We start from the raw sequence: 23710 nt of genomic DNA, 5'->3' as shown, positions 1-23710 counted from the left end.
CCTCCCGCATACGGGAGCAGGCCGCCGACACGCTTCGCCGTGCTCGAAAGCTTCCGCCAGGGCCATATCGAAACGATCTGCACCAATTGGGCTTTCAGCTAATGAGGCTGCACCGGCTAGACCTTAAAGCGAGTCGTCAAACATTAGACAGAGCAGCGGAACATTAAGCAGGTTTGCGGCCCCGGATCCGCAGAGACTCGTTCGCGCGCTGGCGCCGAGTGACGAGGCACATGACAGCTGCAGCTGGCAGGCTCACCAGCGGCGTTCCCAAGTTCAGGCCGCGAGACCGCGGTTGCGCGGCATCTTCGGCCAGCTTGATCTAGTCCGCAGCGAGGCGCAGCCAAGCCTCCTTATCGAGCGGATTGGTCGCATCATTCCGTTCACTGAATTTCCCGCCCCCGTTGCTCACGTACATTTTGTGCCAGCCGAGGGACAAACCGGAAACCGCTGAGCAGTGGCGCGGACACGCCCATAACGGCCCCACTGAGGCGGCCTCGCGATTTGCCGACGCAGAGCCCGCCCTGCCCGGGAGTAGGTTTGGGAACTCCCGACCTCCCGTCACTCAGTCCTATCGCTCTGTCGGCTAGTAGACAGACAGTCTATCAAAGGGGCGGTAGCCTGGAATGATGATGATCCAATCCATTGTTGTCAACTTGAAGAGGAAAGCAGCGGCGCTGTAAGCGCGCATTCTCGAACAATACTTTCATCAGTGGCCTCTGCGCCAGTGAAGTGAAGATTGACAAGCCGGGCCAGCTTGTTTTTTCTGAACCATTTCTTTCTTTCACCCCGCGTAACTTGGGGATGCTCGCATGACACTCAAGTCGCCGTCCACCACAGCTGAGACGGACCCCCCACCGTTTGCTTGGCATGGAAGCATTATCGTACTTGAATCGTCAGATCGCGACCTCTCGCTCAAGGTAGCGCGCAAAATCGCTCGAGAGACTGGTCGGGGCGTCAACGTGAGAGATGCTAATCTCGCGCTCGTTGAAACTATCCCGGCCTATGATGATGATAATTACATCTTGGATGCTGAAGGCAACCGCATCCTCATCGGACTAACTGCACAAGAGACTCGAGAGTTCGAGCGTCTTGACGATTTGATGTCATATGCAAATTTTGTGCCGACAGACGATAGCCAATCACTGAACGAACGGCGCTGGCTTGTGCTTTATGACAAGCATCAGGCTGCAGCACGTGATTACATATCAACTGAGAATGCAAAGGCGCTCAGGGCCTTACGTGAGCAGAGCGATTCCGATTATAGCGAGGTTTAATCCAGGCACGAAGAAATTGTCGAGGGGGATCATGGTCGAGAACCTTGCGCGCCCGTCCAGCTTCCGAGCCTAGGTCTGCATCACCTGCCCAACTAAACGCGAATGCGAAAACCTCGCTTTCTATGCGTTTCTGCAAAGATAATCGCTTGTTCAGTCGACCAGCAGACACAGGGAGTTTGCATGGTGGTAGGGTCTATCCATCACCGCGCGGCATCGACGATAAAGCCCCCTCGTGTTCTTCCAATGCAATGGAGCAGCGCATGCAAAAGCGCCGCCGATTCAAGCAAAACTAAACCCCTGGAGGCATAGCGTCCAACGCCTACGCTTATGGTCCGGGTTATGGCGGTCCGGGATATGGTGGATATGCCCCTGCCTATTACGGCGGCTACGCTCCGGGTTACGGCTATGGCTACGCTCCCGCATACTACGGCGGATACACGACGAGCTATGCTCCCGCTTATTATGGCCCTAGGTAACGCCGGGTTTCGTCACGCCTACGCGTACGGTGGCAGCCCTCGCTTTTATCGCGAGCATCGCTATCGCTGGTGATTGTCAGTTCGCCTTGCTGAATTCTGGATAAAAGAAGTCACCGGGCGTTCGACGACCTTTTTCAGCTTGATGGACAGTTTAATCGTTCTTCGCAATGGGCGAACGCGCTGAAAGGATTCACCGAACACGACCACGGACGATTTGCCCTTCTCAAAACTTTCCGGCGATCTCACTGCTTCGGCGGCCTCCTTCGTTCGCGTGCCATCCCGAAACTTTTCTTTACACTCGCCTCTGAGTGCCCACTCTGGCTCGCGCATGCAACAAAAGCGATAGCTGCGTACCCCATGCGCAAGACAGGGCTTACCTGTTCGGCTTTTCGTGCCGCTCTGACAAAAGATGCGGTGTTGCCCACCACTTCGCGACCTGGCGTACCTGAGAAGTCGTGGTGCGGAGAGCCGCTCAACGGCGTTCCCAATGGATCACCTTTGAAATGGAGACAATGAAGCGGGTGCGACGCAGCGATGAATTTACTGCCGGCGACAGGAACCCCGCTAATTCAGTAGCATTTTTAGAGGCGACGCTAAAAGCGTCGGAATTCATCGCTCGGAGAACGGTTCACTCTAACAGGTCCTGCGCCTCTGCGGGGGCGCGGCCGAACTGAGGAGCAATCCCATGTGTGACTATAGTTTACACGCTGTAGCAAGCCGCCCCGCCCAAGTTGGAGAGACGCTGATTACGACTGCGTTTCCCCGAACCACCACTCGTGGGTTTGCCTCGGAAAGCGCTCCTGAAGTAGCGGTGTGCATGCTTCCGGGTACCGAACTGGACTTCGCCGATAACGTGAAATACCAAAGCCATTGGCTGTGGCCAAAAGTTATCGAGTCGCGCGTGGGAAAATTCAGCGTGCTGGATCCGCAGGTGCCCCAGCGCCATCACGACGCGATTGAATTTCCAGATGGCAGCCGGGTGCTCGTGACCCAACTAATACTAGGGCAGCGAGTGACTGTGCTGCAATTGCCCGTGACATCGTACAATTCAAAACCTCCAAAAGCGCATGAGGCGCTCGGCAGTCCCGAAAACGCGCCATTGCCGGCTTAGATAGCTTAATGGGTCTTCGCACATCTTGGTTAGCTATGGCGCTTGCCGTTTCGGACACGTGTTTGGAAATGATCGCAATCCGCCTGCGTAGATTAGCGGCATGACCGCGACTGCACAGGCGGATCTGCGCATCGAGGTTTTCTGAGTAGCCGATCGTCTCGACGTCACCCGAAACGTGACCGGATCTCGTTGGCTGGCCGATTCTCGGCTCCTGACGAAACACAGAGACTCTGCATATTGATATCTGGCGCGTAGGAACTCCTTACACCGATCCCCCTTGATGCGGAAAACGGGAGAGCCGCATGTCATGGCGATGGCGAGAATTGGTTGTGTTGACGTTCCTCATATTGCTGCTCGGCGCCGCGATGATTGTGAACGTGAGTGACGGGCCGATGTCCGAGTATCGCGGATCCTTGGTGACCCGCGCATCACGCTTTTGATAGTTGATCAGTGCCAAGGACCTCCGACGGGTAACACGCTCTTTAAGGGCGACGGCGCCGCCTCAACTGCCAGCCGCCCGTTCTGCAACGGTCACCGTTGCTCAGGTTTCTTGGCCGGCGGCCCATTTGTTGCCAGGCATACCTTTGATATTCGACGTGTCCTGCTGTTGAACAGTCGGATTCTGCTGGTTCATAGTAGATCCAACGGTATCTCCCGGCTTTACGGCGGGACCGTTCTTATTGCCGGGCGCGCCGGCGATCCCGGCACCGAAGTTCTGGGCACTGGGGGACCGACGAAACATCCGGCTTGGTCGTTTGGGAGCCCGAAAGCTAATCGTTCTGAAACGCCGCGAAACAGAACTGAGCCGCGGCGGACCGGGCAAGTAAACACTACGGATTGGCCTTGGAAGGAGATCGCCATCAGGTGGCGGCCCGACTGACGCCAGAGGCGCTGCGAAATTCATCCGAGGGTAAGCAAATCAACGAGGGACACACATTACAGATCGGCGGCTCCATCGGTGATAGGGTCCGCATGGTGGCGTAGGACGGGATGAAGCGGGGCACTCATTCCGAACGGGCAAACCTTCTTGCCATCCGTCGCGAACACAGGCGCCTTGAGATGTGCTGTGACAACCGACGCCGCATCCTCCGGTGCCGAAGGCAGGTCTGGTAAGAGCGAAGGCCAAAAAGAACGCCCCTAACCAAGCAAATCGGGTCATGGTGGCGGCTCCTCGTCGTCTGTAGAAACAGCCCCAGCTAGAAGAACGCTGGGGCCGTCACTGTATGCGCCAGAAGTGAGCAGTGGAAGCCGGCGCGCCTTCTTACATTCGAGGACCTCGTACTCAAAGGCGACGCCTTCGGGCTCGTTTTCCTCGAGCCAGGTGTCCGCCGTATCGGCAGTCGCGAAGACTTTGAGGTGATCGGGGTCTCCGACGTCCTTGCTCGTATCCACATAAATGAACACGTTCATGGCTGGATCCGATTTAAGGAAGTGAAGCGGCCTCGACCGTTGCACTGGAAGAAGGACGGGGCCGCTTACTTCCAGGGGCCATGGGACTCGTGGTCCCGGAAGCTCAAGTAAGATGCACTTCGAGCGCAAACGTTCCTATTTCGCATTCTAAGCGGCCGTAGCGAATAACGATTTTAAGCGACCAGAACCAGGCGTTCAGTCCTTCGTTATTTCGCGTCGGCCGTGACAGCGGATCGTTCGGGCCGGCGGGGTCGTCGCTGGTCTGTCTCCTCAGCCCGCAGCGGCCGCCCCACTCACATTCGTCAGAGCAACCAAAGTAGCGTCCCCTATTTGGTCATGGCCAGTCGCGGCTGATGGTGAGGCGGCGGCGGGTCCGTCAGCGGATGGATTTTGGCGGCTTCGAGCCGCCGTCATTTGACGGTTCACCGACGCACGCGTTCATGAACCTAACAGGGGGATTTCTGCGTTGCTTCACAGAGGGAGAAACTAGGAAACAAAAGAGGACAAAAATGAACATCCGTAAAGCAATCTTGGCTGCGGCAAGCGCATTATCCCTTGCCTCGCCGGCAGTGGCCTCCGACCTGCCAGTAGGGCCTTATACCAGCGGTCCGACCTATGAGCGTGAAACTCACACTTACGAGCACCGAATCGCGCCCCGCGTCATAGTAGAGGAGCCGGCTCCTGTCGCTGCCGAGACAGTGATCGTTCGGAGGCCGGTGGTAGTCGCGCCGCCCCGAGTGGTGGTGGAAGAGTATCCTGTCTATGCAGCCCCGCGAACGTATGCCGCGCCTCCCGTGTATGCGTACGCTGGTCCGGGTTGGCGTCATGGGTGGGGCCATCGGCGCTTTCATGGTGGATGGTAGAACTGTCAGTGGCGGTTGCCTCGACGTAGGATCTCTCCAGCGGTGCTCTTGCTTGGGGAGGCCGCTGGTTGGCAGGCGCAATTTTTGTGTTCTCTAGCAACGCAGGGTAACTCCAGCTCTTGGCCTGGTATAAGCCTTAATTGGGTGAGGACGTCATCCGAATTACCCCTCACTCAATCTCTTCGATCAAGGCCCTCCTACCTTGCGCATCCTTACTCATCCGCAGCGCGACGCTGAGCTCTGCCAAGTAGTGCGGCAACTCACAATCGGAACGGGCATCCATATTGTTCACAAATGAGGAAACCGCGCCTTTGAGATCGCCCCGATCAAGATAATCGAAAGCGCGTTGCTTACACCGTTCGGCATACTTGTCGCGCGGAATATCTGCAATAACAGAACGATCCATTCATCAGCTCCCAATCGAATCAGAACGTTAGCGACGCTATCACGCGGCTTGTCGCCGAGAAGAACATTGCGGTTGGCCGATTGGGGATTGAAGACCCGGCTGAGATTTCCGAGCTTGCTCTTGGAGAAGCGCGCCGCGGGGCGAATGTGACGCAACGCTCGGCCTTGAACAACATTACAATCGGAAATATGCCGGAACGAAACGGTTGTGAGAATTTCTCATCCTAATGGAGGTACCATGATTCAGGCTATAAAAGGGGTGCATGCGCGTTCGCTTGGCGGAGCTACTTGCTGGTCCATAGCGATGTAGGAGAAAACGATGACAGGCGCGCTGCCCTCTTGCGTTACGTCACCAATCTTCCCGGCGAATATGACTTCGATCGTTTGCAAATAGCGGCGGTGACTTACCTGAAAAAGCTTGACGAACTGCATGATGATCTCTGTGCCAGACTTGCAGCAAATCAGGCTTGGCTGAGCTGCTAGAACCACGCGACGCACGACGCGGCACTTAGATTTCGGGCTTGATCACCTAGAACAGAAACACAAGCGACGATGGCTGAAAATACCTCTAACTCAGATCGTTTTTGCGCGCCCGGTCCAAAGGCCCGCCACCGGTGCGACAGCAATCGGTATTACGGCCCTGAAACCGATTATGCAGTTTTAGGTCTCAATGCTTAGGATGTGGGCCGACAGTATCGAAAGGTGTTTGCGGTCAACTACGAGTGATTCAATGAAACTGCAACCGACGTCGAGAAGCAAACAGGCGAGGATCGCAGCGTGCATTGAACGAGGGCGAGGCAAGCGACCTTTTAAAGTGGTTGCGCGGGAACCTCGCGGAGGCACTGCCGTTGGCAAGCATGCAGATCAGATCGCATTCGGAAAGTCACCTTGTGGAACTCGATGACGGCTCGAAATGGCAAATCTTTCCGGGCGACCTCGACGTGACCCTGAACTGGCAACCGGACACAGAGCTTAAGCTCGTCCGCATTGATGATCGGGTGAGTTCCCACGCGCTAGTTAGCATCAGCAGCGTCCGCGTGTTGCCGGTCGATGAAAACTGGCCTGTGGATGAGGTGCGTACCGTTCTAAAAGACAGTTGATATTAGGGCGATGGCTTAGGAAGGGCCGCCTTGCAGCGGCCCCACGGAAAACTTTAGATTCCCACGCCGTAATAATCATTTACCGCTCGCGTTCTTGTTGGATCACTCCAATTCCACGAGTTGTCGTTGCTAAACTTCGGGGCGTTCTGCAACTGAGACTCGGTAATCCCCGTAACGTACCCGCCGAGATTCGTGTCGTATTTCAATGACTGCCACGGCAGCGGGTAATGATCATCTCCTATGCCGAGAAAGCCGCCAAAGCTAAGCACGGCGTATGAAACCTTGCCGCTTAGCTTGTCGATCATCACGCGCTCGATAGAACCGATCTTGTTCCCGCCTGAGCCATAAACTGCAGTGCCTTCAACCTTGTCGCTACCGATCAGGTTACCGGTTTCTCTTGTTTCAGTGACCATTGTCTCCTCCACAGTTGATGAAGCAAGCAATAGCGATCCAAGCGTTTCGTTCCTATCAGCCATCACGTCGATCACCATCATCATTCCCAGAACGATGAACGCCGCGAAGCAGCACGACAGTGCGGCTAACGTAAAATCGGGTCGGGCGCTGTGTTCTATAACCCCGCGCAAGAAGGTCCTGATCACCCTCACAGAACCTTCTGCCGAAGTTGAAGGTGCGATAGGAAGGACAACCCCAAGCAGGTCGACCCGTCGAGGTCCTTCTCTCCCGCTTGCCAACGCCACTGTAAAAAGCGTTCTGGCGTACACCACATCTCATCGTTGGGAGCTATATCGCTGTTCTGAGCAAGATAGATGGACCATGCTTGTTGCGTCGCAAGAACATTCATTGGGCGATCCATGCACACACTCCCTTGTTTTTGTTTGCACGGGCACAGCTACCTCAACTGTCTAGGCCAAATTTTGTTGCCACTTTTTCCCAAACTTTAGTCGAAGCCGGCAACCTAGATGAGCAAAAGCGTTGCTTCGGAATGGACCAAAAAATCCGGGCATAAAACGACGAATGTGGTCGGCCTACCGTTGCCTAGTAACTGCCCCACTTCGCAGGCTTGCGTTTCAGCCTATCGACCGTCGATTGCTCTGTGCACGTCCAAGACCAGAAAACCCAGCCAGTGGTCATCCCAATACACGCAAGGATGAGAGCCGCCACAACGGCGTACTTCTCTGCCCCGTGTCGGAATACATCAATGTCCGCATCCGGTTCATCAGATGACGCCGAATGATTTTCGGTTTGCCGTTGGCACACGTAGCGAGATTGCCGCCCTTGGCAGGCAGATGCAGCGCGAGCGGACCGAGCGGCAGGCGTGAGCCGCCGCGTGATCCAGCCGAATTGGACTCTTTGTCGAATACCAATCCTTCCGGCAAGGGGCGCCGCCCGGCCGCAGTACGATCGTGGGGCGACCGGGAAAAAGTGGAAACATTTCGCAATTTCGCGAATTGCCAATCACTCACTTCTCCGCATTTGGAGCATGAGCATGGTCGACACAGTTACGTTGCGGACGGCGGTCGAGACAGCCTGGTCCATCTTTTGCGCGACCCATCACGGAGTCGATGCGGGCGACAGCCGCTGTCTGCTTGAAGGGCATCTGCAAGGGAGATGCGAAGCACGCGGGGAAGGAGGTGGACGAGCTCGCAAGCTTCGGCCTCGCCTATCTCTCGCGGTTTTCCGAAGACGAATGCTGAGGCCGTTAGCGAGATTGACGGAGCGGACTGCCCCCGCAGCGTGCGCCCCGAGTGGACACTTCTTCCGGTGTCTTACCTGATATCCGGTGCCGTGGTCTGGGCCATGCGCGCCGTGTTCGCGGAGGCCGGTTAGCGAATGCGCATTGCCCAGCTCGCTCCTCTCGCCGAAAGCGTGCCGCCGAAGCTCTACGGAGGCACCGAGCGCGTGGTCGCTTGGCTGGTGGACGAGCTGGTCGACCTTGGTCACGAGGTCACGCTGTTCGCGAGTGGAGATTCCCTGACCAAGGGAAAGCTTGTTCCCGTTTGGCCACGGGCGCTGCGTCTCGGCCGCAGAGGCGCCGATCCCAATGCGGCCTGCTCCCTTCTTGTCGAAGCGATCGCGAAACGGGCATCCGAGTTCGACGTCATCCACTCACACGTCGATTGGCTGCCGCTGCCGTTGCTCAGTCGTTCGAAAACGCCGTTTCTCACGACCGTGCATGGCCGGCTGGACCTTCCGGGATTGCCCGATATCGTTCGCGAGTTTTTTGAAGCAGGCTTCGTTTCGATTTCCGATAGTCAGCGCCAACAACTTCCTGACGCGCAATGGATTGCGACGATCCACCACGGCTTGCCGCCAAGCCTGTTTCGAGCTTCGTACGACCAAGGATCCCACCTGGCTTTCCTGGGGCGTTTGACCGCGGAGAAGGGGCCGGAGGATGCCATCCGCATCGCCGAAGCCGTCGGTATGCCGCTGCGCATCGCCGCCAAGATTCCGAGGGCCGAGACGGCCTACTTCAAGAAACAGCTACAACCCCACATCGATGGCAAAAGGGTAACTCGGGTCGGAGAAGTAGACGACGCGAAGAAGCAAGCTTTCCTTTCTGGAGCTGCCGCGTTGCTGTTTCCGATCGACTGGCCTGAGCCTTTCGGTCTGGTGATGATCGAGGCTATGGCGTGCGGGACGCCGGTGATCGCGTATCGCTCCGGCTCCGTGCCGGAAGTTATCGAGAACGGCGTCACGGGCTTCGTCGTCTACGGCGAGGAAGACGCCGTCCGAGCCGTCCGCGGGCTTCCACGTCTCGATCGAAAGGTTATCCGCGCCCGGTTCGAGGAGCGCTTCACTGCCGCCCGAATGGCGAGAGAGTACGAGGCACGCTACACCGAGCTCGTTACGGAGACGGAAGCCGAGGCGCACCTCCTCGAGAGAGCGTCGGCCAAATGAAAGGAGAGCACATGTGGTCTCGGACAGCAAATTTGGCACTCGTTTTAATCGCTGTGCTCGCCGGTGGTCCGGCAGTGAGCGCCGAACTAAACCCGGATGCGATCAATTCGGCAGAGCCGTCGAAGAAATCTCTCTCCAAGGATAAGACGACGCCGGCCGGCCTCCGGCTGCAGGTTCTGCTCGACAGGGCGCACTTTTCGCCGGGCGAGATTGACGGCAAGTTCGGAGAGAATGCAAGGAAGGCTTTGCGTGCCTATGCGGAGGCCCAGCAATTGCCGAGCGTCGATACGCCGACTGAGGAAGTGTGGAAGGCGCTAATGGCCGACGAGCGGCCGGTCACCTCCGACTACACGATCACCGAAAAGGATGTGGCCGGTCCTTTCCTGGAAAAGCTTCCTTCGAAGATGGAGGACATGAAGGACATTCCGAAACTCGGCTACACCAGTCCCCGCGAGGCGATCGCCGAGAAGTTTCACATGAGCGAGCAGCTTCTGGCGGCCCTTAATCCCGGGAAGAAGTTTGACCGCGCCGGCGAAGCCATCGTCGTGGTGGATACGGGCGGCGCTGAGGGCGGCGAGGCCGCGAAGGCAGACAGAATCGAGGTGGACAAGAGACGGCAGACCGTGAAGCTGTTCGACAAATCGAACGCCCTGGTCGGCTTCTATCCGGCGACCGTCGGAAGCGAAGAGAAGCCGTCGCCGTCAGGTACGCTGAAGGTAACCGAGGCAAGCCGAAATCCGACCTACCGCTACAACCCGGACTACCACTTCAAGGGCGTTCGCACTGACAAGCCGTTTACGATCGAGCCCGGCCCCAACAACCCTGTCGGCACGATATGGATCAGCCTGTCGGCGGAAGGATACGGAATCCATGGGACGCCCGAGCCAGGCAAGGTCTCGAAGGCGGAATCGCATGGCTGCGTGCGGCTTACGAATTGGATGCCGAGCGCGTTGCAGCGAGCGTTGTGAAAGGCACGCCTGTGGAATTCGCGGCCGGCCGTCGTTGATACATGGCGGGCGCTATTCATCTAGATAAACGTCCGTTCATCGTCACCCTTGTTCTTTAGTTGAGGCTTGCAACCTTCCAAAAGTGCTTTCGTTACAGCTCAAGTCAAAACCGAATTGAGGAGGACCTTTAGGTGAAGAAAACTGCACTTGTCTTGGCAACAGCAGCCGTGCTCGGCCTCAGTGCCATGGCGGCACCGAGCCCCGCCGAAGCCCGCTGGCGGGGTGGTGGGTTCGGCCCCGGTATCGCCGGAGGATTGATCGCCGGCGCCCTGATCGGCGGCATTGCCTCGTCGGCATACGGTTACGGTCCGGGCTACGGCTACAGCTATCCGAGCTATGGCTATTACGGCGGCTATGCGCCGGCGGCCTACTATGGTGGATACGATCCCTATCCGTGGGGCGGATACACCACCACGTACTACAGCGGCGGGTACGCGCCGACTTACTACGGTCCTCGCGATCGCCGCGTCATTCGGCCTGCGTTCGCTTACCACGGTGGTCCCTATGGACGCCACGTCATCCATCATCGCTGGCACCGCCATCACTGGTGAGCATGGCTCCCTCGGAGCTTTCCTTCGGCTCGGCGCGCATTTGCGCCGAGCTGATTTTTTCTAGGGCGCATCAATCCGTAACACTGGAATTGCAGTGGTTTTCGAAGCGCGGATTACCGGACGTCGCCAGGTACAAGATCAGCCATCCCAAGGAACAATTGCACCTCCGCCAGGTTGCTCGGTGACGGACACCTGCGTCGCGAGGCGGCGTCGATTTGTGTCCAACTTCGTCCAAGTGGGAAGCAAGCGAACAACCAAGGAGGAGGATCTGATGATGAACAGAGTGAAGAGTAGGTTGCTGGTCACGACGGCGGTATTGCTTGCGGGCGTGGGCTTTGCGTCCGCGCAAGGCGTGAGCGGTGGCGGGGGCGGCGCTGCCGGCGGCGCGGCGAGCGAAAAGGGAATGTCGGCCGGTGGGCACTCCGGGGGCGGTGCCGCTGCTCGAGAAGGCGGCGCTTCCCACAATGAAGGAATGACGCAGGGCCGAGGCGCCGAATCTCGCGAGAGCGGCCGGGCCGCGGAGGGGTCTTCCGCACGCGGCAGCGAGTCCAATCGCGCACAACGTGAGGAGTCCGGCACGCAGGAGCGTGGCCGAGCGGAAGGCTCTCGCGACAGCGGCAAGGGTCAGACGGCGGGGCAGGGGCGCGACTCCGACCGTGACAACGCGCGGCAGTCGCAGGACTCCAGCAAGGAACGCGACAGCAGCAAGGACCGCGCGCAGCAGCATGGCCAGAAGGACAAGGATCAGGCCGGTCACAACAAGTCCGAGCGGGACAGTACGCAGCGGACGGATGACCGCACGCAAGATAAGGGCAAGGCCGACGCCAAGGCGGACAACAAGGCTGACAGCAAGTCCAATAGCCAGCAGAGCGGATCCGGCCAGAGCGCCCAGGACCGGAATTCGAACATCGGCACGAACCAGAACGCGGCCCAGGGCCAGACCAACACGCAGGGTCAAACCCAGAGCCAGACCGCGACCAACAGCCAGATCCAGACCCAGAGCGGCAAGAACGTGACGGCGCAGCAGCGCACGACGCTGCAGCAGTCGGTCTTGCAGGCGAGCAACGTTCCGCATGTCAACGCGAGCTCGATCAACTTCCAGGTTCGCGCCGGCATCGCGGTCCCGTCGAACGTGACCATCGCCTCGGTCTCGACCTACCCGGCTCTGATCGACGTCTTCCCGGCCTATCGCGACGATAGCTTCTTCGTCGTGGAAGACGAGGTCGTGATCGTCGACCGCGAGCGCCGCGTTGTCGACGTGATCCCGGTCGGTCCTCGCGCGCGCTTCGCCGGCGCCAGTCATGGTGGCGGCCCAAGCAGCAGCGGCAGCACCGCGGCGATGGTCGATCTTCCGCCGGACGACGTCCGCGTCATCCAGCGCGTGCTGATCGAGCGTGGCGTGCTGCATGGTGAAGCCGACGGCATCTGGGGTCCGGATACCCGCGAGGCCGTCACCGTGTATCAGCGTCAGCAGGGTATCGCCGTGACCGGCAGCATCGACATGCGCACGGTATCGTCGCTCGGCGTGTCCGGCCGGCTGAGCCAGCAGGCGAGCCAGAGCATCCAGTCGCAGTCTTCGTCGACGACGGGCGCTCAGACCTCCACCGGCACCCAGACTTCAACCGGTACCCAGACCCCGACGGGTCAGGGCCCGACCGGGACCGGCAGCGCTCAGAGCCGGACCGGCCAGCCGTCGAACCAGCAGAACGCGACCGGGCAGACCACGAACCAGAATGCTGGCCAAGCGCAGAACCAGCCGTCTTCGACGACGGGGCAGGGCACGCCCAGTCAGTCGAGCACGACAGGCCAGTCTCCCTCGCAGAGCGGAAGCTCGTCCACATCCAGCCAGCCCAGCGTAAACCAGAGCACGTCGTCGAATTCATCGACGGACTCCGGTTCAAGCAAGAAGTAACGGTCTAGAACAGCAGGCCAATCGAGGAGTCCCGCTTTGGCGGGGCTCCTTTTGCTTGCGGTCAACGCTCGGCGCCGCTCGCCTGAGTTATGTTCGGCGGTAGGCTTCGCGTTCCAATCCTCCTCAGCCTCGCGCGCAATCCGGGGAGTAAACGCGCTCGGCAAGCATTGAGCCAATCAACGACAACTCCTATGGGATCGAAACCGCCTTGGAAGCTGGACATTCTTCCACCTCCGAGAGCAAAGGGGCAGTGTATATAGCGTTGTGAATGGCTCCTGCACTGATCATTCAGGCCACGTTGTGTCGGCATCACAGTAAAGTACTACGGCGAGGTTCGTGTGCTCGGCTCGGACCCCCGAACATTCGGAGGTGACCATGGCTGACGAACACCAGACAAACGCGATCATCGCGACAGCGATATTGGACAGCGTCAGAGATCACCCGGACATGCGATTGATCCTGAACAGGCGAAGTTAATGGCGAAGCGCATCTTTGAGGCACTAACCGATACCGGGCTCGAGATCACTCTAGTTGATCAATCTTGATCCGAATTGCATATCGGATGTTCGCCGACTGGCGTGTTGATGCAGGGCGCTCTGAGCGTGGGGGGCTGGGCGTGGTACGGTCCGGCGGACCGGTCGCGGCCGGCGACGCCGCGCGGGTTCGGCTACCGTCGGCCGGTTTCGCGCCTTGACGGCTCTGTAATAGCAAGCGCGCGTCCACCGGGCGCTCCAAGTTTATAAATTCTCGTCCTTAGGCCGCGTCTTCAAGCGCGGACGGCAGGGCTGCTTCACGGCTCTGATTGATAAGGTTTAGAAGATGGCTCGTGCCCGGGCATCGCACAGCGCCCGGTGGTGCGTTTTGAGTTCAATTCCCGTATATTCGCATAGTTTTCCAAGGCCATAGGACTTATGCCCCGGAGAACGCCGACGCATTCCTGCAACGGTGCACAGCTTCGGAAAACGAAAGCGGCGCTCGAGCCGTTCATATTCGTAGCTGATGAAGCCGTAGTCGAAATTGACGTTGTGGGCGACGAAGATCCCGTCGGCCATGAATTGCACAAAACTGTCGGCAATTTCCGAGAGTACCCCCCTTCATTAGCCGACTTAGAGGAATGGAACGCGGCGGTCCTCCTACTAGCGGGCACGCCTGGGGCGTTCCTGCACAATCGCGTCTGAGCGCTTCTCCGGTCTAATATAGATGGAGCTGATCCGGGGCGAAGCCTGCTTCACTTCGGTTTCGATCGCCTCGATTAGCTTCTCCGTCGCCGATCATCATCCCGGGCTCGAATTCGGCGCTGATCGCGACGAAAATCGAGTCCGGCACGCTGTGAATCGTGCGGACATGGTTGATCGCGTCGATTCCGCGGCGGCTTGTGAGGATATTCCAGATCGTGTTGATCAGATCCGGATCGGCGCTCTCGCCGATCAGCAGATCCTTTGCTTCCCGAGCCAGAAGGATCGCCACCGCGGGCGAGAATGAGGCCGATCGCGATCGACGCGATGCCGTCGATCCGGGCATCGTCGAACCAGTGACTCGCCGAGATTCCGACAAGGACGCCGAAGAAGTCGAACGCGAAAGAGAGAAAGTTCGAACGCCCGAAACGGGCAAAGCTGCACGTTTATGAGCCGGATATTTATGATCGCATGCAAAGGAACCAACTGCGGTCATCCCGTTTAGGAGTGGAATGGACTCGAGATGCGGCCGGCAATCGATCGACTCCGGGTCTGCCAAACCTGCCTCAGGCAGCCAATCGGAGTGCGTAAAATGGCAAGCCAAATCGTGATGGATCATACCGGTGACACCCGCCACACGTTCGACAAGCAGGATCGTGCGGAGGTCGCAAAGGCCGAGCAGCGGTTCAAGGAACTGACCGGCGCAGGCTTTACGGCAGCTGTCCGTTCTGGCCCGGCCGAACAGCGGATTATCCACTCATTTGATCCAACGGCAGATGAAACCTTGTTCTATCCGCGCCTAGTCGGCGGCTGACCACGGTGATGCAGCAAGCGCTCGCGTTGGGCTCGTACTGCCTGGCCTTGATCTGCCTCGCGGTGATCGGCACGCTGCTGCTTTCCGCGCTTGTGTCGGTTGCGGTGCGGCCTGGTTTCCTCTTAGCCAGGGCGCGGGCACTGACCCTGCTGGAGGAGTGGCTCTCGCCAGAGCAGCGCGCGTGCTATGAGCGCTTTCGGTATTTCGACGTCGTCGGCAGCGATACCGGCACGCACTATCGGATACACTACGGCACCCAGACCAACATCGAGGAACTAAGCCACGCGGGGCAACGTGTCTGCAGATGGTGCTTCGTTCCGGAGGGCAACCTCGTAGCTGGCGATGTGATGCTGGCGCAGAAGATTGCACTTGAAACGAACGAGCGCGGGGCGCTAGCAGTGGCACATCGCTCATTCGTATCGATGTAGGCGCGACAGCCAGCGTTCATGGCAGCTTGGCTCGGTATCTTGATACGCGACCAGATCGGCAGTCAGTTGGCGCCTTAAGCCGATCGGCCGCGGCCCGGAGCTTGCCAGCTTCCTTGAAGGCGTCAGAGCGAGCCGAACCTGGAGGCAGACTGCGAGCGTAATCCAGCGCTAGACAGCCGCCTCGTCAGCTTAAATGATGAGATAAGCAATCGCTATAAGTCTTCGCCTCTAGCGGCCCGTTTTTTACCGGTCGTGGACGCGCCGTCCGACGTCATTGCCCACATAGCCACTGCCTAATCAAGCTGACTCCCGGGGCCCCTTTACCATGGTTTGCGGCGGAGCTACCCGGGCCGCGCTGCTTCTTTCACAAGTCGATTGCGCAACATCGCAAGCACCGCGGCCTCTTCAGCCTTCAGGCTTCCCACGGCGCTTCGAAGCTCACTCTCCGCCTGCGATTGGATCTGCAGAACAAGGTTGCCGTCCATGTAGGAGTTCAGAACTTCGGGATGAACGTAGCACTTGCGGCAAATTGTCGGCGTATTGCCGAGCCGCGCCGATACCTTTTCAATCGCGCTACGAAGATTGCGCTTCGCCTGCGCAGCGCTATCGAAACTCTCAAATTCAGAGAGGGCCATCGCCGCCAAAACCGTTCCCGCCCAAGTGCGGAAATCCTTGGCCGTGATGTCCTTGCCGGTTATTTCCTTAAGATAGTCGTTTACGTCCGTCGATGTGACGTCCTGACATACACCCTGCTCATCGACATACTGAATCAGCTCTTGTCCGGGCAAATCCTGACAAGCTCGGATGATCTTGGCAATCCGTCGGTCCCGCACGCGTAAGGACCACTGCTTGCCGCTCTTGCCCGTAAAGCGGAAACGCACCTCGTTCCCGTCGATCGCGACGTGGCGGTTCTTCAAGGTGGTCAATCCGTAGCTGTTATTCTGCTTGGCGTAATCGTCATTACCGACGCGGATCAACGTGGTCTCAAGGAGATGCACGACGGTCGCAAGCACCTTCTCCCGGGGCAATCCGCGCAGGCTCATGTGCTCACGCACCTGTTCCCGGATAGTCGGCAGCTCGTCCGCAAACGCCACCACACGCTCGTATTTCGTGCTTTCTCGTATCTCGCGGAAGCGGGGGTGATAACGGTATTGTTTGCGCCCCTTGGCGTCACGGCCCGTTGCCTGGATATGGCCATTGGCGGACGGACAAATCCTCACATCTGTCCAGGCCGGAGGAATGGCAAGCGCCTTGATCCGCTTCAGCGCATTCCCCTCGGTTAGCCTTGACCCGTCAGGCCGCGTGTAAGTGAAGCCTGAGCCCGACTTCTTACGGTGAATTCCGGGACGGTCGTCGGCGACATGTCGAAGGCCCACCGACTCGGCAGCATCCCTTGGATCGACAATGACCTGCGCGGCATCGGACGAATCGACTAGCAAACTATAGGCCTCATAGGGGTGTCACCCAAAACGAACTTTTTTGCACGACGCATGTTCCAAAGGTTGCGGGTTCGCCGTCCAAACCGCCGCTAGTTAAGGCTTTCGTCTTTAGCGCCGGAAGCGATCGACACCGGGCTGACATCGGAAACTTCCGCCGCAGCGCGCGCGCCGAATCTCTCGAGCCGCAGACGAAGCGGTAGGGTGAGGGTTGCGAATCAGTGGGCCGCGTACGCGGGGCGAAACTACCTTGCTCCGCGCGCCCGGGCAGGATGACGTGCCGAACCTTTTGCACCTCCCCGCTTCGGCGAGGATTTTGTCGTACGCTCGGCGGCGATGCTGCGCCGGAGCGCGTCCATGAGATTGATTACGTTCTCCTGCGATGGCTTGACCGGAGGCCCATGCGTGGGCCGTTTGACCTGCTTTTTGCGCAGAATGCGAACAAGCGCGGCGCGGTAATGATCTTCAAGCATAGATGGATCGAACTCCGTCGACTTGGTCCTGATGATGTGTTGGGCAAGCTTCATCATCTCCGCTGGAAGCTTCATCTGCGGGATCCCGCCGAAATAGTGGTCTGCGGTGCGCACCTCGTTCGAAAAACGCAGCGTCATACCGCGAAGGCCCCCGTCCATCGGCTCGATCAAGAACGGGCGCTCGCAGGAGGACAATACGACACGGGCGAGGCCGACGACGCCCTCGCGGGTCATGGCGTCGCGGATGACTGCAAAAGTTTCTTGTCCGATCTCTTCGCGCGGCACCACATAGTATGGCTTTTCGAAATACCGGCCGTCGATCTGGCCCGCCTGAACAAAGCGCTCGATTTCGATCGTTCGTGAGTTTACCGGACGGGCAAAAGTCTGATCTGCCTCCTCATTATCGTGGTCATTTTCTTCCGTGTCCTGCTCAAGCAGCCCCGCGGGCACTGTCGGCGGACTCTCGTGCGGAAGCGGCTCGGCAAGTTCCACGGCGCCAGGCGGCAGGCGGCGACTGCGCGCCCGCTCAAGGTCGCGATCCTCGACCAGTAGAAACTCGTCCTCGCCAACCTCGTAGCCCCGCGCCTTCTTTGATGAATCCACCGCTTCGCCAGTGACGGAGTCGACGAGTTTGTGCCTGAGGCGATGACCAGTACGCCGGTTAATCTGCCGGAAAGAGACCCGCTCGGCCGCCGAGGTCGCTGGGTAAAGCGCGACCGGACACGAAACGAAGGACAGCTTCAGAAAGCCTCTCCAGAAAGCGCGGGACGCAGGCACGCAAACCTCCAACGCAAAGAGTAGGTAGTTCCGGGACTTAACGGGCTGCAAGCACGGGAGTTTCAGGTAATCACGCTGTTTTTCCCCGACTATTGCAACCAAGACCCAGCAGGTGGCCGGCAGTACATCGGGGGTAGCGTATCGGTCGCTCATGCTCAGTCTCCTCGAGCTTTCCTCATGGCGCGCCTCCGTCTGGCTGACATCCATGCGCGAAGGCCGTAGCGGACGTGCCTGACGAGTCGGGCGAACTTCTCACGCAGTATGGTGCACAGGACTTTATCGAGGATCTCAAGAAGCAGCTAGCCGAACGAGGTTAGTCGGAGTCGCTAGAGGCAAATGGTTCTAGCGGCTTGGAAAGTGCAGCCAGCTCCTCGGGATTCCGCTACTTGCCGTCGGTAATAACAGCCCCCATCGACGCCAAGTTGGCTCCATTCAACCAAAACATCTGGCTGGCAGGTGTCGAAAGCATGCGACCGATAATCTCAGAAGGGACGCCCAAAAGTTTCGCTATCCGGCCCATGGATTCAGTAGCTTTGATCGATATGGCGCCGGACGCCATCGTCGCCGCGTGTACCCCCACTCTAGCCCCATTCTGAACGGATTGGTTGAGCCCGCTGCAAAGACGAGGAAGCAAGCTGACGCGCAGATATTGCGTTCCGCAACGCAGGTATTAAGCGAAGCGGTTCGGACGACTCTTGCCAGGCCAGTTCCTTCATACAAGCTTGCACCGATCGAATTCAGCTGGATTTCGGATATGGAGAAGTTCGCAAATTGGGCTGTTTGTATTTCCAGCCTCAACGCTTCCGCGTCGCCTTCCACGATTTCTCCGGCGATCGAAATTGCAACGGTCCCATCAGCGCTCGCGCGGCTCTCGATTACTGCGCCGCTCACGGGCAACACGTTGAATATGGCTAGCAAGGCTATCCGGAGACTTATACGAACAATCAATCCGCCCCTAGCCATGCTCAACCGCATAATAAACTGAGAAAGAATGCGTTTATTGTCGTTCCGGCTTCGGTCGCTGGACGACAGTGGCTCGATCAACAGCCCTTGCAGATGCTTTTAATTTTCTTGTCGACCACCTCATCTTCCGCTCGGATTGCAGCGTCTCCGGGCACGTTAGGCCCTTGGGTAACCGTACTGTCAATACGACCGCCGCTTTGACCGCCGCGTCGATTGAGCGCTGATCCGGTGGTTTGGGAATCGGTACCCGTTGACGAGTTGCTGTTAGATGATCCTCCGGTTGCATTGGCGGTCCCAATGCTATTGGTTCCAGGAGCAGTGGGTACTTTGCTTGCGTTACCAGCGCCGCTCGGATCATTACCGGAATTGTTGTTACCTCCAAGATTGGCGGGGCCATTAGGAACGCCACTGACCGCTTGGGTGCCCGCTCCCGCGGATCCAGCGCTCGGGGTGCCAGCCGCGCTGGGGCTCCCTGAAGTCGGACCACTCGCCGCGCCAGCCGCAGTTGTCCCGGTGCTGGCGCCGGCTGAAGATGCACCTCCACCCGTACCGCCGCCTCCTGCACCGCCGCCACCGCCGCCTCCGCTACTTTGAGCGTATGAAGCGAGCGGCGACACCAACAAACCAATGAGCAATAATCTGGAAACCACAGCCATCGCGAGATCCTCCGTCTGGCCACCAACTATCTCATCCCGCACCCGTTCCTAGCGGTGCCGACAATCGCGGCTGAGACTTGGTTGGTCCTGACCTCATAATGCTGCGATCGCCCGGTCGCGATGGCGGTCATTGATTCGCATGCTCAGTCGTATGTCTCGTGCATCTCAATAGTTCCGCATGCCGGTTTCTAATCTGGCGGCAATACGCCGTCCGGCTTTGTTTGGTACGCCCATGGCTGGTTCATTCGAGTACTTGCGGCCTTTTCGTCCGGCATCCTCAGGAGCTGGGCGGGCCTAAAGCGGAGGGATGCCCTGTGGCTTTAGGAGCTAATCCTGATGCACCGCGTTAAGGCGGCATGGAGACCCTTGAAGACTATTTGCTCAGAAAGAACGAAGAGTGCAAACTGCTAAACGGCCTCCTCGAAAACCCGTTCAAACTTAGGCAGCCGCGGTCTGTGGATGAGGTTATCGAGCAGAAATTTCACTTGGCAGCGGCGCTTAAGGCCGAGCACGACTTGCAAGACTGGGCGCTCACGGAAACGGCCTGGACGCATTCAGGTCGCCCCAGATCGAGCGCGTTCGAATTTAGATACGACTACCAACGTGCCGACCTCGAAGTCCGCGGTCCATCTTTCTACGCTTTCGAGAAATTGGCAGACGCCGAGCCCGTCTATACGGCATCGGGGATGGCGGCCATTTCGGCGCTGTTAATGGCAATGCGGCCTACGTTCTTCGAAGCCGACTTCATCACCCTGCCGAACGGTTACGGTGAAACCACCGAGCTGATCGATGGTCATGTAAGGCACCTGAAACGGATCGAACTGAGCGCATCGTTTGACGAGGTCCGACGCAGAAAGGGAGCCAGACCGCGGATCCTTTCGTTCGATTCCTCTATGTCTAACGGGATCTTCGAGGCCCTACTTAAATGCGTGCGACCGCGTCTTGATCTGATCGTGTTCGACACCACATGCTTTTCCGGTGAATCGGGACGCATACGTCGGGTCATGAATTGGGCCGCTCGGGCTGCTATCCCGCTCGTTCTCCTTCGAAGCCATACCAAGCTCGACTCTCTAGGTGTCGAATACGGCCGTCTTGGATCTGCAATCTTTCCGAACTGTCGCGGTCTCTCCGAAGAACAGCAAGTGCTCGTGAATAGGCTCTCGGCTGAGACCAAGAAGGCTGTCCGATTATTCGGCAGCGCTGCTCTCCCTGCGCATTTCCCACCCTTCGCCGGGAGTAGGACTTACCGCTCGTTGACGAGTAAGCGCATCTGCGCCCTTCTGAAAAATGGCAAGCGCATGAGGGGCCATTTCTATCGATCATTGTCCGCCTTCGCTGCCGAATTTCATTTTGCGCATGGTCTATATTTGACATTGGCGTCTGCAGGGTTGAACGATGAGAAAGCCGCGCGCGAGATCGTTGCGGAGATGTGTGCCGATCTCAAATGCAGAGGTTTGCCGATTCGCCACGCAGGAAGCTTCGGATTCGACTTTGCGGCGGCGGAATGGGCTCAGGACAGATCGCGGAATCGCTACGTGGTTAGGCTCGCGGCGGCAGATCTGCCAACCCCAATATGGGACGAAATTGTTGCCGCAGTTGCTGCTTGGTGGAGGGCTCGCGAAAGGCAATCGCCGTGTTGCCATCACGGGAAAAGCACCGCGCAGCGGTGACCCGCGGCCGTGCTGACGGCGCGGTTCGTGGCAACCTCACCGGACGATTGGGTTGAAACGATGGAACGTCGCTACACCGATTTGCTTGCAATCCAAGTCATAGAAATGCGGCTGAAACATTGAATTGAACGCGCGAATGGAAGCCCACGTCCGTTGGCACAAAGCCGATCTAGGCGGCCTCCACGTCCACCATTGTTTTGGCGAACTCCTCGTAAACGCGTCCATCAGCGACAACTGTGACAACGGGGAATTCTCTGCAGAAAGTCACTTGCAGCGCGCATCGCTTCCTTGCGGGTAGCGGCAACGACCTTCTCAATCCCATCCGGCTTCCACGGCTTAGCCTGCACGATGAACACCATCTCGCAGTCCTACGTTTGAGCCCGCGACTAAAACGGGCAAATGGTTCGGGAGTTCCAACGGATGCCAGCTCGGAATTGTGCCCGCCAATGCAAGCGAAGGCCGTTTGCACCAACCTAATGGACGAGACGTCCGCCGCCAATGCGACCGTTTCGCCAATAGCTCCGTGGATGCTCATCTGTCGTGCGCCTCTCAGAGAGCGGGACCATCGTGAGCCCTAGTTTTACGGAACAGGTCCGCTTCTTTGATATTGTCTGTTCTGGTATGCGAAAAGTAATCAGCAAACCGTGGACCGTCTATGATGTTAGCGCCTTAAGGGAGCTGGCTGAGAAAGGCACGCCTGCTCGAATGATTGCTGTAAAACTCGGACGCACCCTAGGAGCAGTTCAGGCAAAAGCGCAGCCGAGCGCATTCCCTGCGAAAGTTGCGGCCTTTACGCAGTTTAATAAGGTAACGTCGCCCCACGCTTCGAGCTTCGGGGCACTGGTGGCTCGATCTCAAATCGCGGTCCGGCGCCGACCCGCAAAAAGTCCGTACACAAAGAGCACTATGATCGCGCCAACCACAGCGCCAATCAGTCCAGCGCCTTCGCCCGGTCGGTACCATCCCAGAGCTTGGCCTAAATAGCTGGCCACGAAGGCACCCGCAATCCCGAGAATTGTCGTTAGGATAAAGCCCGACGGCTCGTTGTCGCCGGGCATGATGAATTTGGCTATTACACCAGCGATGAAGCCGATGATGATCGTCCAGAGGATGCTCATTTCAATCGTCCTTCCGTTTGTAGTTAGTTGGACAGCCGGGTACACGCCCATCCAAATGCCTCTAAATGGGATGGGTTCCAATGGGACTACTCCCGGGATGAGCACCAAGACATCCAAGCCATAGGGGCGGCCCGGGGTCATGGGCCGAAGATGCACGCTGGGACTGCTCGGCAACGGTTATTGGAAGGCCGGGCGTCGCCGATCAAGCCGAGGCCGAAGCCCCCATGGTCATGTCCGCATGGAAGGCTGGCGGCCGGACCGAGCCAGCGTCACGGTGCCCCTATTCTTAAGGGCCGCGACTGGAGTGGAGTAATATATCTAAAGGGAACTAATGTTCACTTTTTAACTTGATGGTCTGCTTGCTCTCAACGGCGAGGCAGTATCGTGAACAGAGATTTCAAGAACGAAGTATTTTCCAAATATGAGCCTAACCCGGCTCCTCCCTGTTACTGCGGTGCAAAGCCGGTTCTTAAGCTCAAGATGCTTAATCCGGGCACCGGCCAGACTGTTCGAATGTTCAAATGCGAGTGCGGCGCGCAAACATGGAATGCGGCCAAAGAATAAGGACGTCTTGTTGGCGAGGGCCTTTTCCCTCACCGCTTGCCCGGCCACGATGTTGACGGCGGATCGCTCGCGCTGATCTTGGTGATACGCAACGCCACCAGATGGCTGCGCTTGTACGGGCGCCCCCGAAGTCTTGAGCAATCTTTGCACCGCATGTATCGCTCCAGTTCGTGGATCGGTGAGGCGGCTCCGCAAGTGCGAAGAGGAGTGCGCCATGCATTCGAGGAAGCGTCTTTCGATCAAATTAGCGACAGTTGCCGAGATCGCTGCTAGCGCCCTGTTGGGGCTTGCAGGTGTCACTCTCAATCCCGCGCCAGCTAAGGCGGTCGTGTACTGCACATACGAGCGATATCCCGGAGGGTGCATTGCCCGCGCAGGCGTCGTGCTCAGGCCTCGTCCGGTGGCGCGTGCGGCGGTCCGTCACAATGCCGGTGGCAAATATGAATGGTGGCGTCAATCGCGTTGGAGCACGGCGGTAGAGGATTGTTTCGGCGGCAAGCGTGAAAAAGAGTCGTCACCGCTTCAACCCCGGTGGCGGCGTTTTTTATCGTTCCGGCGCGGACAGGCGAGAGGCGGCGGCATCGCGGCATGAACTACACTTGGTATGTCACTTTTGAAGTGCCAACCGATGGCACGCTGTCAAGGCGGCGAGCGCGGGATGACCGCAG

At 58.4% G+C, this 23710-nt stretch carries 20 protein-coding genes and 2 pseudogenes; 12 read left to right on the top strand and 10 right to left on the bottom strand.

What is annotated here, in order from left to right:
• Positions 1-809: 809 nt before the first annotated feature.
• Both ACVWVY_RS38205 and ACVWVY_RS38200 read left to right on the top strand, forming a co-directional pair.
• Positions 810-1274 (top strand): hypothetical protein, encoded by a 465-nt coding sequence (locus tag ACVWVY_RS38205; RefSeq protein WP_456631238.1) that lies wholly within the window; start codon positions 810-812, stop codon positions 1272-1274.
• Positions 1275-2435: 1161 nt separating this feature from the next.
• Positions 2436-2861 carry a hypothetical protein gene (locus tag ACVWVY_RS38200; RefSeq protein WP_456631237.1) on the top strand — a complete coding sequence of 142 codons (426 nt, stop codon included), beginning with the start codon at positions 2436-2438 and terminating at the stop codon, positions 2859-2861.
• A 531-nt stretch (positions 2862-3392) separates the two neighbouring features.
• Here the strand turns inward: ACVWVY_RS38200 and ACVWVY_RS38195 are convergent.
• From ACVWVY_RS38195 to ACVWVY_RS38180, 4 genes and pseudogenes are all read right to left on the bottom strand, one after another.
• Positions 3393-3588: pseudogene (locus ACVWVY_RS38195) on the bottom strand (hypothetical protein); the annotation flags it as partial.
• Between the two features lie 428 nt (positions 3589-4016).
• Positions 4017-4271 carry a hypothetical protein gene (locus ACVWVY_RS38190; protein WP_456631236.1) on the bottom strand — a complete coding sequence of 85 codons (255 nt, stop codon included), beginning with the start codon at positions 4269-4271 and terminating at the stop codon, positions 4017-4019.
• A gap of 1032 nt (positions 4272-5303) precedes the next feature.
• Entirely contained in the window at positions 5304-5540 is a 237-nt protein-coding gene (locus tag ACVWVY_RS38185; protein ID WP_456631235.1) for a hypothetical protein, read from the bottom strand.
• A gap of 242 nt (positions 5541-5782) precedes the next feature.
• Positions 5783-5971 (bottom strand): hypothetical protein, encoded by a 189-nt coding sequence (locus ACVWVY_RS38180; protein WP_456631234.1) that lies wholly within the window; start codon positions 5969-5971, stop codon positions 5783-5785.
• A gap of 350 nt (positions 5972-6321) precedes the next feature.
• On the opposite strand from ACVWVY_RS38180, the gene ACVWVY_RS38175 reads away from it, so the two are divergent.
• Positions 6322-6639 carry a hypothetical protein gene (locus ACVWVY_RS38175; RefSeq protein WP_456631233.1) on the top strand — a complete coding sequence of 106 codons (318 nt, stop codon included), beginning with the start codon at positions 6322-6324 and terminating at the stop codon, positions 6637-6639.
• A 53-nt stretch (positions 6640-6692) separates the two neighbouring features.
• Here ACVWVY_RS38175 and ACVWVY_RS38170 read toward each other — a convergent pair whose 3' ends face one another.
• Both ACVWVY_RS38170 and ACVWVY_RS38165 read right to left on the bottom strand, forming a co-directional pair.
• Complete coding sequence (locus ACVWVY_RS38170; protein ID WP_456632415.1) at positions 6693-7052, bottom strand: PRC-barrel domain-containing protein; 360 nt, start codon at positions 7050-7052, stop codon at positions 6693-6695.
• 675 nt (positions 7053-7727) lie between these two features.
• Positions 7728-7976, bottom strand: coding sequence for a hypothetical protein (locus ACVWVY_RS38165; RefSeq protein WP_456631232.1), 249 nt, complete (start codon positions 7974-7976; stop codon positions 7728-7730).
• A 454-nt stretch (positions 7977-8430) separates the two neighbouring features.
• On the opposite strand from ACVWVY_RS38165, the gene ACVWVY_RS38160 reads away from it, so the two are divergent.
• The 4 genes from ACVWVY_RS38160 (at position 8431) to ACVWVY_RS38145 (ending at position 12968) form a co-directional block, all read left to right on the top strand.
• Positions 8431-9498: a glycosyltransferase family 4 protein gene (locus ACVWVY_RS38160; RefSeq protein ID WP_456631231.1), complete on the top strand. Its 1068-nt coding sequence runs from the start codon at positions 8431-8433 to the stop codon at positions 9496-9498.
• A gap of 32 nt (positions 9499-9530) precedes the next feature.
• Positions 9531-10466, top strand: a complete 936-nt coding sequence (locus ACVWVY_RS38155; protein WP_456631230.1) for a L,D-transpeptidase family protein — start codon at positions 9531-9533, stop codon at positions 10464-10466.
• A 170-nt stretch (positions 10467-10636) separates the two neighbouring features.
• A complete protein-coding gene (locus ACVWVY_RS38150) occupies positions 10637-11056 on the top strand; it encodes a hypothetical protein (protein ID WP_456631229.1) in 420 nt (139 codons plus the stop codon).
• Between the two features lie 271 nt (positions 11057-11327).
• The gene (locus ACVWVY_RS38145; protein ID WP_456631228.1) at positions 11328-12968 is read left to right on the top strand and encodes a peptidoglycan-binding protein; all 1641 of its coding nucleotides are present in this window, start codon (positions 11328-11330) and stop codon (positions 12966-12968) included.
• Between the two features lie 812 nt (positions 12969-13780).
• Here the strand turns inward: ACVWVY_RS38145 and ACVWVY_RS38140 are convergent.
• Complete coding sequence (locus ACVWVY_RS38140) at positions 13781-14020, bottom strand: 3'-5' exonuclease (RefSeq protein WP_456631227.1); 240 nt, start codon at positions 14018-14020, stop codon at positions 13781-13783.
• 148 nt (positions 14021-14168) lie between these two features.
• Here ACVWVY_RS38140 and ACVWVY_RS38135 point away from each other — a divergent pair, with 148 nt between their 5' ends.
• The 3 genes from ACVWVY_RS38135 (at position 14169) to ACVWVY_RS38125 (ending at position 15385) form a co-directional block, all read left to right on the top strand.
• The gene (locus ACVWVY_RS38135) at positions 14169-14450 is read left to right on the top strand and encodes a hypothetical protein (protein WP_456631226.1); all 282 of its coding nucleotides are present in this window, start codon (positions 14169-14171) and stop codon (positions 14448-14450) included.
• Between the two features lie 285 nt (positions 14451-14735).
• Positions 14736-14957 carry a hypothetical protein gene (locus tag ACVWVY_RS38130; RefSeq protein ID WP_456631225.1) on the top strand — a complete coding sequence of 74 codons (222 nt, stop codon included), beginning with the start codon at positions 14736-14738 and terminating at the stop codon, positions 14955-14957.
• Positions 14958-14965: 8 nt separating this feature from the next.
• On the top strand, positions 14966-15385 hold the full coding sequence (locus ACVWVY_RS38125) for a hypothetical protein (protein WP_456631224.1): 420 nt from the start codon (positions 14966-14968) through the stop codon (positions 15383-15385).
• 341 nt (positions 15386-15726) lie between these two features.
• Here ACVWVY_RS38125 and ACVWVY_RS38120 read toward each other — a convergent pair whose 3' ends face one another.
• A complete protein-coding gene (locus ACVWVY_RS38120) occupies positions 15727-16824 on the bottom strand; it encodes a DNA topoisomerase IB (RefSeq protein WP_456631223.1) in 1098 nt (365 codons plus the stop codon).
• Between the two features lie 242 nt (positions 16825-17066).
• Positions 17067-18224, bottom strand: a complete 1158-nt coding sequence (gene ku / locus ACVWVY_RS38115) for a non-homologous end joining protein Ku (RefSeq protein ID WP_456631222.1) — start codon at positions 18222-18224, stop codon at positions 17067-17069.
• 1822 nt (positions 18225-20046) lie between these two features.
• Between ku and ACVWVY_RS38110 the strand changes: the two genes are divergently transcribed.
• Positions 20047-21360 carry a hypothetical protein gene (locus tag ACVWVY_RS38110; RefSeq protein WP_456631221.1) on the top strand — a complete coding sequence of 438 codons (1314 nt, stop codon included), beginning with the start codon at positions 20047-20049 and terminating at the stop codon, positions 21358-21360.
• A gap of 854 nt (positions 21361-22214) precedes the next feature.
• Here the strand turns inward: ACVWVY_RS38110 and ACVWVY_RS38105 are convergent.
• Positions 22215-22478, bottom strand: coding sequence for a GlsB/YeaQ/YmgE family stress response membrane protein (locus tag ACVWVY_RS38105; RefSeq protein ID WP_456631220.1), 264 nt, complete (start codon positions 22476-22478; stop codon positions 22215-22217).
• Positions 22479-23256: 778 nt separating this feature from the next.
• Here ACVWVY_RS38105 and ACVWVY_RS38100 point away from each other — a divergent pair.
• Positions 23257-23521, top strand: a pseudogene (locus ACVWVY_RS38100) (hypothetical protein).
• Positions 23522-23710: the final 189 nt, after the last annotated feature.

The sequence above is a fragment of the Bradyrhizobium sp. URHC0002 genome (assembly GCF_054059515.1).
This window is presented reverse-complemented; position numbering and strand designations above follow the sequence as displayed.